Source organism: Streptomyces luteogriseus, assembly GCF_014205055.1.
GTDB lineage: Bacteria > Actinomycetota > Actinomycetes > Streptomycetales > Streptomycetaceae > Streptomyces > Streptomyces luteogriseus.
Genome location: NZ_JACHMS010000001.1, coordinates 2,327,607 through 2,337,859 on the forward strand (window position 1 = coordinate 2,327,607; position 10,253 = coordinate 2,337,859).

10 protein-coding genes are annotated in these 10,253 nt (G+C 70.4%); 1 reads left to right on the forward strand and 9 read right to left on the reverse strand.

The features are described from left to right. Nucleotides 1–23: 23 nt before the first annotated feature. Nucleotides 24–788, forward strand: a complete 765-nt coding sequence (locus tag BJ965_RS10125; RefSeq protein ID WP_184908367.1) for an SDR family NAD(P)-dependent oxidoreductase — start codon at nt 24–26, stop codon at nt 786–788. On the opposite strand, the gene BJ965_RS39260 is transcribed toward BJ965_RS10125, so the two are convergent. The 9 genes from BJ965_RS39260 to BJ965_RS10165 all read right to left on the reverse strand — a co-directional run bounded on the left by BJ965_RS39260 (nt 736) and on the right by BJ965_RS10165 (nt 10,004). Further along, complete coding sequence (locus BJ965_RS39260) at nt 736–1,032, reverse strand: hypothetical protein (protein ID WP_246545878.1); 297 nt, start codon at nt 1,030–1,032, stop codon at nt 736–738. The two genes, BJ965_RS10125 and BJ965_RS39260, sit on opposite strands and share 53 nt — an antisense overlap. Before the next feature lie 124 nt (nt 1,033–1,156). Next, the gene (locus BJ965_RS10130; protein ID WP_184908368.1) at nt 1,157–1,627 is read right to left on the reverse strand and encodes a Dps family protein; all 471 of its coding nucleotides are present in this window, start codon (nt 1,625–1,627) and stop codon (nt 1,157–1,159) included. A gap of 210 nt (nt 1,628–1,837) precedes the next feature. Then, nucleotides 1,838–2,218 (reverse strand): helix-turn-helix domain-containing protein, encoded by a 381-nt coding sequence (locus BJ965_RS10135; protein WP_030853394.1) that lies wholly within the window; start codon nt 2,216–2,218, stop codon nt 1,838–1,840. A gap of 109 nt (nt 2,219–2,327) precedes the next feature. Beyond that, entirely contained in the window at nt 2,328–2,873 is a 546-nt protein-coding gene (locus tag BJ965_RS10140) for a CinA family protein (protein ID WP_184908369.1), read from the reverse strand. Further along, nucleotides 2,870–3,745 (reverse strand): CDP-diacylglycerol--glycerol-3-phosphate 3-phosphatidyltransferase, encoded by an 876-nt coding sequence (gene pgsA, locus BJ965_RS10145; protein ID WP_184908370.1) that lies wholly within the window; start codon nt 3,743–3,745, stop codon nt 2,870–2,872. The genes BJ965_RS10140 and pgsA overlap by 4 nt, the downstream gene beginning before the upstream one ends. Next, complete coding sequence (gene rimO / locus BJ965_RS10150; protein ID WP_184908371.1) at nt 3,742–5,241, reverse strand: 30S ribosomal protein S12 methylthiotransferase RimO; 1,500 nt, start codon at nt 5,239–5,241, stop codon at nt 3,742–3,744. Before rimO ends, pgsA begins: the two co-directional genes overlap by 4 nt. A gap of 93 nt (nt 5,242–5,334) precedes the next feature. Beyond that, complete coding sequence (locus BJ965_RS10155; protein WP_030853403.1) at nt 5,335–6,180, reverse strand: helix-turn-helix domain-containing protein; 846 nt, start codon at nt 6,178–6,180, stop codon at nt 5,335–5,337. Between the two features lie 262 nt (nt 6,181–6,442). Then, a complete protein-coding gene (locus BJ965_RS10160) occupies nt 6,443–9,196 on the reverse strand; it encodes an FtsK/SpoIIIE family DNA translocase (protein WP_184908372.1) in 2,754 nt (917 codons plus the stop codon). Between the two features lie 127 nt (nt 9,197–9,323). Beyond that, the gene (locus BJ965_RS10165) at nt 9,324–10,004 is read right to left on the reverse strand and encodes a response regulator (RefSeq protein ID WP_030853408.1); all 681 of its coding nucleotides are present in this window, start codon (nt 10,002–10,004) and stop codon (nt 9,324–9,326) included. Between the last annotated feature and the right edge of the window lie 249 nt (nt 10,005–10,253).

Genomic DNA, 10,253 nt, shown 5'->3' on the forward strand with positions numbered 1-10,253 from the left:
AGAAACGCTCGTACGGTCCCTGTATGCCCGTCACGGCGTACGACCTCAGTGGCCGCACCGTGTTCGTCACCGGCGCCGCGAGCGGCATCGGGCGCGCCTCGGCGCTTCTGCTCGCCGAGGCGGGCGCGACCGTGCACTGCGCGGACCGTGACGCCGAGGGCCTGCATGAGACGGCGAACCTGATCAAGGACAGCGGCGGCACCGCCCGCACCCACACCCTCGACGTCACCGACCGGGCCGGGCTGAGGAAGGCTCTCAGCTCCTGCGCGCACCTGGACGCCCTGGCCGCGGTCGCCGGGATCATGCACAGCAGCCCGGTGCTGGAGACCCGGGACGAGGACCTCGACCGGGTACTGAACATCAACTTCAAGGGAGTCCTGTACGCCTGCCAGGAGGCAGCCCGCCTGATGATCGCCCGCGGCACCCGGGGCAGCATCGTCACGATGGCCTCGGGCGCCGTCGACACGGGCGCCCCCGGACTGCTCTGCTACGGCGCGGCCAAGGCGGCGGTGGTCCAGCTGACGAAGACCCTCGCGACGGAGGTCGGACGGTACGGCATCCGCGTCAACGCGATCGCCCCGGGCTGGATCCGCACGCCCATGACCGACCGCCACGACAGCGAGGCGCAGGAGCGCACGGAGTCCGTCATGGCCCGCATGTCACCGCTGGGCCGTGTGGGCGAGCCCGAGGACGTCGCCCACGCCGTTCTTCACCTGGCGTGCGACGCCTCGGCCTTCACCACGGGCCAGATCCTCCGCCCGAACGGGGGCGTGGCGATGCCGTGGTGACACCGCCCCGCCGCACCCCGGCCCCCCAGACCCTCCACCACCGCCCCGCTCCCACAACACCCCGCGCCTGCCCCTTGGGCACGCAGTGCACGGGCAGCACGCTCAATCCCCAGCCCCCGGCCGCGACCGCGGCCTCCAGGGCCCCCGCCCCGGGTACGGTCAGGAGCCGCAGCACGGCCCACCACCACAGCGCTCCCATCCCGAGCACGGCCCCACGCACCCCCCAGCGCGCTATCCCCGCCATGACCGCCTCCTCCAGCCGACGCCCACGCAGCGCAGCCGTGCGCGCCGAGCGGTGGGTAAACCCCCGCCCGGCCAGTCACACGCGCCGGGGTCCTGGATCGGGAAACGGCCAGCGCCCTCTTCCGTCACCCGTTCTCGGCCTGGAACATCCAGTGGTGCTTCTCCAGGTCCGCCGTGATCCCGATGAAGATGTCCTGGCTCACCGGGTCCGGCTCACCGGTCGACTCGACCCGCTCCCGCATCCGTGCGATCACCGCACCGAGTGCTTCGACGAGCGCGCCCACGGCGGTGGTGTCGTCGACCCACCCTTCGGGGGTCACCCCGATCCCGCTGCCGACGGCCACGGTGGCGGCCCGCCCGTCAGGGGAGATCCCGAGAGCCGCGGCGCGCTCGGCCACGGTGTCGGAGTACGTCCGCGCGGTGTCGACGACCTCGTCGAGCTGGAGATGCACGGAACGGAAGCGCGGCCCCACCACGTTCCAGTGGATCTGCTTCGCCACGAGGGCGAGATCCACCAGATCGACAAGGGCACCTTGCAGCGCTTCGGACACGGTCTTCAGGTTCGCGTCCGACAACGGGCTCTTCACGACGTACATCCGCACCTCCGAGGACTGCCCCCCATCCCCTCAACGATGACCGCCGCACGCCGCACCGGCAAACGCACACACATGGGACACGACCTACGTGAGGCGGCACGACGACGTCAGCCGCCCCCCCCGGGCAAGCGAAAACCCCGGGCGGCACCCCTCCGGATCTCCCGGAGAGGCCCGGCCGGGGCCTCTGTCATGCCGTGTGAGGGCAGAGCCTCACGCGGCGACGACGTCCACTGCTTCGGCAGGCGCCTTGATGGTCACCCGTTCCGGTGGCACACCGGTCACCGAGACGGAGCCCAGCATCGGGCGAACCGCCGTGGGTACAGGCTCGCTGGGGGTGGCCGCAGCAGACTGGGCCAGCTCGGCGAGGGCGAGCTCGTCGCTCACTTCCCGCATGAGCTCGGACATCCGTACGTCCAGCGCGTCGCAGATGGCGGAGAGCAGCTCGGAGGAAGCCTCCTTCTGCCCCCGCTCCACCTCGGAGAGATAGCCGAGTGAGACTCGGGCGGACGAGGAGACTTCGCGCAGAGTACGGCCCTGGCGCTGGCGCTGCCGACGCAGCACGTCACCCAGCAGGCGACGGAGCAGAATCATCGGTGGCTCCCTCCTCGGACCGCGTAGCCGCATCCATTACGCCCCACCGTACCGCCTTGCGCCGCGGCCGTGCGGGGAGCGATGTCGTGTTCACTCAGGGCTGCAAACATCAAAACCCCCCGTTCCGTTCCGTATCCTGTGCCCGCTCATTCCCAGTCTGTTCGCCCGCAAGCTCCTTCAGGAGCAGTGCGAGTACGCTCCGTACACTCTCTCTACGAATTTCCGCGCGGTCGCCGTTCAACCGCAGAGCCGCCACTTTTCCGCCGCCGGCAGAACCGGAATCGGCTCCCACGGGGCCGTCCACGGCGACGAAGACCGTGCCGACCGCCTGCCCGTCCTGCGGATCGGGGCCGGCGACACCGGTGGTGGCGATGCCCCAGTCGGTGCCGAGCGCCTTGCGCACGCCGACGGCCATCTCGGCCGCGACCTGCGGATCCACGGCTCCCCGCGCCGCCAGCAGGGTGGCGTCGACACCGAGCAGGTCGTGCTTCAGGTCGGTGGCGTAGGCGGTCACCGAGCCCCGGAAGACCTTGGACGCCCCGGGGACGGATGTGACCTCCGCCGCCACGAGGCCACCGGTCAGCGACTCCGCGACGGCGAGCGTCTCGCCCTTCACCGTGAGTAGTCGCACCACGTCGGTGGCCGTGGAACTCACGCTTCCTTCTCCTCCAACGCGGCCTTGCGCTCGGCGATTCCCTGCCGGCGCAGCACAATGGCCTGTTTCACATAGTCGAGACCGGTCACCACGGTCAGCACGACCGCCGCGGCCATCACCCACCACCTCAGGGTGGCCAGCCACCCCGTCAGCGCCAGCACGTACATGCCCACGGCCACGCCCTGGGTGAGGGTCTTCAGCTTGCCTCCGCGGCTGGCGGGGATGACGCCGTACCGGATGACCAGAAAACGCAGCAGGGTGATGCCGAGTTCCCGGCCGAGGATGATGCCGGTCACCCACCAGGGCAGGTCGCCGAGCGCGGACAGACAGATCAGCGCCGCCCCCATGATCGCCTTGTCGGCGATGGGGTCGGCGATCTTCCCGAAGTCCGTGACCAGGTTGTACGTGCGCGCCAGGTGACCGTCGAACAGGTCGGTGATCATGGCGATGGCGAAGGCCGCCCAGGCCAGTGAGCGCCAGGCCGGGTCGTAGCCGCCGTCGGCGAGCATCAGTGCGACGAAGGCCGGCACGAGGAGCAGCCGGAGCATGGTCAGGAGGTTGGCGATGTTCCAGACGCTGGCCTGATTGACGGCGGCGGCAGCGATCTTCGCGCCCCGCGGGGCCTTCCCGTCGTCCTGGGCGTCCAGTCCGGCGTCCTCGCCGGGGACAGTCTCACCGGCGGCAGCCGCCCCGGCGGTCCCGCCGTGCCGCACGCCGGACGATGCGCCGGGCCCCGTACCGGGCGCTGCCCCATCGGCCGACCGCGCGGCCGCCGCCCCCGCAACCTTCCCTGGGACCGCGGTGGACGCGGACGCCGCCGCCCTCCTCGCGCCGGAGGAGCCTCCCGCCGCGGATGCCGGGACACCGGTCATCTGCCCGCCTCCTCACTCCACGCAGGCGACGCGAGCGAGCCCTGCAGCGGCTCGGCCACGAGGTCGACACCTTCCGTGCCGACCACCTTCGCCTCGACCATACGGCCGACCCGCAGGCCCGCGCCGCTCGTGAGCAGCACCTGGCCGTCCGTCTCGGGCGCCTGGTGCTCCGCACGGCCGTACACGCCCTCCTCGTCGACGGACTCGACGAGGACCCGCACACTCTGGCCGACGCGGTCCTCGGCCCGCTGCGAGACGAGTTCCTCGGCCAGTCGCGAGATGTGGGCCAGCCGCTCGGCGACGACGTCCTCGTCGAGCTTGTCGTCGTAGGTCGCCGCCTCGGTGCCCTCCTCGTCGGAGTAGCCGAAGACGCCGATGGCGTCCAGCCGCGCGCCATTCAGGAACCGCTCCAGCTCGGCGAGGTCGGCCTCGCTCTCGCCGGGGAAGCCGACGATGAAGTTGGACCGCACACCGGCCTCGGGCGCCTTGCTGCGGATGGTGTCGAGCAGCTCCAGGAACCGGTCGGTGTCGCCGAAGCGGCGCATCGCGCGCAGCACGCCGGGCGCGGAGTGCTGGAAGGACAGGTCGAAGTAGGGCGCGATCTTCGGGGTCGAGGTGAGCACGTCGATGAGGCCGGGCCGCATCTCGGCGGGCTGGAGGTAGCTGACGCGCACGCGTTCGATGCCGTCGACCTCGGCGAGCTCGGGCAGCAGGGACTCCAGCAGGCGGATGTCGCCGAGGTCCTTGCCGTAGGAGGTGTTGTTCTCGGAGACCAGCATGATCTCCTTCACGCCCTGCTCGGCCAGCCAGCGCGTCTCGTTCAGCACGTCGCTCGGGCGGCGGGAGATGAAAGAGCCGCGGAAGGACGGGATGGCGCAGAAGGAGCAGCGGCGGTCGCAGCCGGAGGCGAGCTTCACGGAGGCGACCGGGGAGCCGTCGAGGCGCCGGCGCAGGGGTGCGCGGGGCCCGGAGGCCGGAGCGAGGCCCTCCGGGAGATCCGCGGGCGCGACGGCCGGCTCGGCCGGGCCGTGCCCGGGCAGCGCGACGTCGGCCGCCGACTCCTGGCGCTCCGCCGGGCTGATCGGCAGCAGCTTGCGCCGGTCGCGCGGGGTGTGGGAGGCGTGGATGCCGCCGTTGAGGATGGTCTGGAGCCGGTCCGAGATGTCCGAGTAGTCGTCGAAGCCGAGCACGCCGTCGGCCTCGGGGAGGGCTTCGGCGAGTTCCTTGCCGTACCGCTCGGCCATGCAGCCCACCGCCACGACGGCCTGGGTTCTGCCGTGACCCTTGAGGTCGTTGGCTTCCAGGAGGGCGTCGACGGAGTCCTTCTTGGCGGCTTCGACGAAGCCGCAGGTGTTCACGACGGCGACATCCGCTTCCTCGGCGTCCTCCACGAGCTGCCAGCCGTCCGCCTCCAAACGGCCTGCGAGCTCCTCCGAGTCCACCTCGTTACGGGCGCAGCCAAGGGTGACGAGTGCGACGGTACGGCGTTCAGGCATGGGCTCAAGACTACTTCGTCCCGCTGACACCCCATGTCGACGGGGTTGGCCATTTCCCGGCCAACCCCGCATCAACCGGACTTTTCGGTCCGGTCACCCGGCCTCGGGGTCGCCCTTCGTGTACGTCAGGCGTTCGACGGCCCCCGGCTGGAAGTTCTCCTCGATCTTCTTGCCGTTGACGAAGAGGTCGATCGCGCCGGCGTCTCCGAGAACGAGGTGGACCTTCGAACTGTCCTGGAAGGTCTTGGTGTCACCCTGCTTGAGGACGCCGTCGAAGATCATCCGGCCGTTGTGGTCCTTGGCGGCGATCCAGCTGCGGCCGTCGGCGGCGGCCACCCGGACCGTCACCTTGTCCTGCGGCGCGGCCGCGATGGCGCTGTCGGACGCTTCGGGCTTGGGGTCGGCGGGCTTCTTGGTCTTGGTGGTCGGGGAGGCGGAGTCGCTGGGCGTGGAGCCCTCGGCCACGTTCGCCTCGTTGCCGCTGTCGTCGCCCTGGAACATCGTGAACCCGACGAAACCGATCACGGCGACGATCGCGGCGACCATGGCCGCGGTCCAGTTGGGTCCCCGCCGCTCCGGACGGATGCGCTCCGCCTCGAAGAGGGGAGCCGCCGGGGTCGGTGCCGGGCGCCCGCCGTGCTCGTCGCCGTACTGGGCGAGCAGCGGCTCGGGATCGAGATGGACGGCCTTGGCCAGGGTCCGGATGTGCCCACGGGCGTAGACGTCCCCGCCGCAGGCGGAGAAGTCGTCCGCCTCGATGGCGTGCACGATGTTCATGCGGACCCGGGTGGCGCTACTGACGTCGTCGACGGTCAGCCCGGCGGCGATACGAGCCTGCCGCAGGACATGGCCGATGGAGGGGCGGGCTTCCTCGTGGTCTGCTTCGACGTGCTCGTTTTCGAACGGACGCTCGTCTTCAGGGGAGTTGCCGATGGACACGGGGGCGCCTTTCGAGCGTGTGGCCGCCTGTGCTGGAGGTTCAGTCTAGGGGGGTACCAAAAGGGTGGGGCAACCGGGCGGTGTCACTTTGTACGCCATCGGAATGGCCCGACATTCCGATGGTGGGGTCGCTGGTTGTCGCTTCCCTCAACTTGACGTACGCCGAAGGGAAACGGTTGCCCGATGATCCCTCACGGGAACGTCACGATCCGGACACCCGGTTGCCGTAACGTCCGACGAGCGATCGCCGTGTCCCGCTTCCCTACTCTTCAGACTCCCCCCGGATCAGGGCGAGCACGCCATCCAGCTCGTCAGGCTTCACAAGAACGTCACGAGCCTTCGAACCCTCGCTCGGTCCGACGATGTTCCGCGACTCCATCAGGTCCATGAGCCGGCCGGCCTTGGCGAAGCCGACCCGCAGCTTGCGCTGGAGCATGGACGTCGACCCGAACTGCGTGGAGACGACCAGCTCGGCCGCCTGGCACAGCAGGTCGAGGTCGTCGCCGATATCCTCGTCGATCTCCTTCTTCTGCTTGGTGCCCACGACGACGTCGTCCCGGAAGACCGGCGTCATCTGGTCCTTGCAGTGCCGGACGACGCCAGCGATCTCCTCCTCGGTGACGAAGGCGCCCTGCATACGGGTGGGCTTGTTGGCCCCCATGGGCAGGAACAGCCCGTCGCCCTTGCCGATGAGCTTCTCGGCGCCGGGCTGGTCGAGGATGACCCGCGAGTCGGCCAGCGAGGACGTGGCGAACGCCAGCCGCGACGGGACGTTCGCCTTGATCAGACCGGTGACGACGTCCACCGACGGCCGCTGTGTGGCAAGCACCAGGTGGATGCCGGCCGCGCGCGCGAGCTGCGTGATGCGCACGATCGCGTCCTCGACGTCCCGCGGCGCGACCATCATCAGGTCGGCGAGCTCGTCGACGATGACCAGCAGGTAGGGGTACGGCTGGAGCTCGCGCTCGCTGCCCTCGGGCGGCTTGACCTTGCCCTCGCGCACGGCCCGGTTGAAGTCGTCGATGTGCCGGTAGCCGTAGGCAGCCAGGTCGTCATAACGCAGGTCCATCTCGCGCACGACCCACTGGAGCGCCTCGGCGGCCCGCTTGGGGTTGGTGATGATCGGCGTGATCAGGTGCGGGATGCCCTCGTACGCGGTCAGCTCGACCCGCTTGGGGTCGACCAGGATCATCCGCACGTCCTCGGGGGTCGCCCGCATCATGACCGAGGTGATCAGACAGTTGATGCAGGACGACTTGCCGGAGCCGGTGGCGCCGGCGACCAGCATGTGCGGCATCTTCGCCAGCGAGTGCATGACGTAGCCGCCCTCGACGTCCTTGCCGAAGGCGACCAGCATCGGGTCGTCGTCCTCGGCCGACTCCGCGAGACGCAGGACGTCGCCGAGGTTGACCATCTCCCGGTCGGTGTTGGGGATCTCGATGCCGACCGCGGACTTGCCGGGGATCGGGCTGATGATCCGCACGTCCGGGCTGGCGACGGCGTAGGCGATGTTCTTGGTCAGCGCGGTGATCCGCTCGACCTTCACAGCGGGGCCGAGCTCGACCTCGTAGCGCGTGACCGTCGGCCCGCGGGTGAAGCCGGTGACACTGGCGTCCACCTTGAACTCGGTGAAGACCGTGGTCAGCGACTCGACGATGAGGTCGTTGGCGGCGCTGCGGGACTTGCCCGGGCCGCCGCGCTCCAGCAGGTCGAGGGGCGGCAGGGAGTACGTGATGTCGCCGGAGAGCTGGAGCTGCTCCGCGCGCGGGGGCAGGTCACGGGGTTCGGCGGGCGGGGACTTGGTGAGGTCCCGGACACCGGGCCTCGGCTTCGGTTGTTCGGGCTTGTCCTGCTCGGGCCTGTCCTGCTTGAGCTTCTCCTGCTGGGGCCGGGCGGACGGAACCGGCGTCGGGGTGGTCGCCTCCTGGTCCCCCACCCGTACGCCCTGGGTGAGGTCGGCGACGATCGGGGAGGGCGGCATGCCGTGCAGCACGGCACCGTCGAGGGCCGCCGCTGCCGCCGCCGCGACGTCCACGGCGTCCCTGCGCCGGTCCATGTCGGGCTGCGGCACCGCCGAGCGGCGGGGGCGGCCACGGCGCCGGGTGAGCGCCTCCTCCTCCGCACTGTCCGGGTCGTACGCCTCGGGCGCCGGCGCACGCCTGCCGCGCGGGCGTGCGGGAAGCGCCTCGCGCCACTGCTCCTCGTAGCGCTCGTCGTCCTCGTCGAAACCGAACTCGTCCCCGGCCGGGTCGCGGAGGATCCCGAGACGCACCCCGAGCAGCCGCAGCCGCTGCGGAATGGCGTTGACCGGCGTGGCCGTGACGACGAGCAGCCCGAAGACCGTCAGCAGCACCAGCAGCGGCACGGCGAGCATGTCGCCCATGGCGTACGACAGCGGGGTCGCCATGGACCAGCCGATGAGGCCGCCGGCGTCCCGTATGGCCTGCATGCCGTCGCCGCGCGCGGGTGAGCCGCACGCGATGTGGACCTGGCCGAGCACGCCGATGACGAGCGCGGACAGACCGATGACGATGCGTCCGTTGGCCTCGGGCTTCTCCGGGTGGCGGATGAACCGCACGGCGATGACGGCGAGCAGTATCGGCACGAGCAGGTCGAGCCGGCCGAAGGCGCCGGTCACCAGGATCTCGACGAGGTCTCCCACGGGGCCCTTGAGGTCGGCCCAGGTGCCCGCGGCGACGATCAGCGCGATGGCGAGCAGCAGCAGGGCGACACCGTCCTTGCGGTGGGCCGGGTCGAGGTTCTTGGCGCCCTGCCCTATGCCGCGGAACACGGCGCCGACCGCGTGCGCCACACCGAGCCAAACGGCACGCACCAGCCGGTAGATACCGCCGGTGGGGCTGGGCGCCGGTTTGGGCGCGACCTTCTTGGCCGCGGCCTTCCGGGCGGGCGCCTTCTTCGCGGGAGCCTTCTTGGCGGCGGCCTTCTTCGCCGGAGCCTTCGCGGCCGCCTTCTTCGCGGGCGGCGGCTTCTTGGCTGCGGAGGGACGTGAGGCCATGGGTGTGAGGTTACCGGTGGAGACGACAGGGGACACGCGTGTCTACGGCTTCACCCGTTCGTGTCGCGTCGGGAGAGGCACGAAACTGACGCGCGCTCACGGACGGGCAATCCCGGCTGTGGGTGGGTCAGTTCTGCGAGGACACCGAGGACGTGCTCCCGGTGCCCGGCTCCAGCGCGTCCAGCGCCCGCCGCAAACCCGTGAGCTTGCGCTCCAGATGAGCCGCCGTGGCCACCGCGGCGGCGTCCGTCGACTCGTCGTTGAGCTGCTTGGTCAGCGCTTCGGCCTGCTCCTCGACGGCCGCGAGCCGTGCGGAGAGCTCGGCGAGCAGCCCGGCCGACTCCTTGGCCTCACCGCCCGCGTCCTTGCCATTGCCCTCCAACTGGAGCCGCAGCAGCGACGCCTGTTCCCGGAGCTGGCAGTTCTTCATGTACAGCTCGACGAAGACGGAGACCTTCGCGCGCAGCACCCACGGGTCGAACGGCTTGGAGATGTAGTCCACCGCGCCCGCCGCGTACCCCCGGAAGGTGTGGTGCGGGCCGTGATTGATCGCCGTGAGGAAGATGATCGGGATGTCCCGGGTCCGCTCGCGGCGCTTGATGTGCGCGGCGGTCTCGAAGCCGTCCATGCCCGGCATCTGGACATCCAGCAGGATGACCGCGAAGTCGTCCGTGAGCAGCGCTTTGAGCGCTTCCTCCCCGGACGATGCCCGCACCAGCGTCTGATCGAGCGCAGAGAGGATCGCCTCCAGCGCCAGCAGATTCTCCGGCCGGTCATCGACCAGGAGGATCTTGGCCTTCTGCACCATGGCCCGCCCTCCTCGCCCCGGCGTGGGGCCTCCCCTGTCCGCAGGACCTGTGGAAGCACCGGTGGGTGCCGCCCCAGCGGACGACTCCCTTGCGCCGCCCGTCCTTGTGCCGGTCATCGTAGCCGCACCCCGCCCGTCGCCACACCCTGTCACCAGGATGTCACTGTGCACGTAGCGGAAACGCAGCAGGAGACCAGAAGGTTCCCCGGATCTTGTACTTCTACACGACTATGCGCACATCGCGTCGGC

What these genes read in the sequence shown, in the direction of transcription:
- BJ965_RS10125 (WP_184908367.1), top strand. Translation starts at nt 24, where the DNA reads ATGCCCGTCACGGCGTACGACCTCAGTGGCCGCACCGTGTTCGTCACC.
- BJ965_RS39260 (WP_246545878.1), bottom strand. Translation starts at nt 1,032, where the DNA reads ATGGCGGGGATAGCGCGCTGGGGGGTGCGTGGGGCCGTGCTCGGGATG.
- BJ965_RS10130 (WP_184908368.1), bottom strand. Translation starts at nt 1,627, where the DNA reads ATGTACGTCGTGAAGAGCCCGTTGTCGGACGCGAACCTGAAGACCGTG.
- BJ965_RS10135 (WP_030853394.1), bottom strand. Translation starts at nt 2,218, where the DNA reads ATGATTCTGCTCCGTCGCCTGCTGGGTGACGTGCTGCGTCGGCAGCGC.
- pgsA (WP_184908370.1), bottom strand. Translation starts at nt 3,745, where the DNA reads ATGACCGGTGTCCCGGCATCCGCGGCGGGAGGCTCCTCCGGCGCGAGG.
- rimO (WP_184908371.1), bottom strand. Translation starts at nt 5,241, where the DNA reads ATGCCTGAACGCCGTACCGTCGCACTCGTCACCCTTGGCTGCGCCCGT.
- BJ965_RS10160 (WP_184908372.1), bottom strand. Translation starts at nt 9,196, where the DNA reads ATGGCCTCACGTCCCTCCGCAGCCAAGAAGCCGCCGCCCGCGAAGAAG.
- BJ965_RS10165 (WP_030853408.1), bottom strand. Translation starts at nt 10,004, where the DNA reads ATGGTGCAGAAGGCCAAGATCCTCCTGGTCGATGACCGGCCGGAGAAT.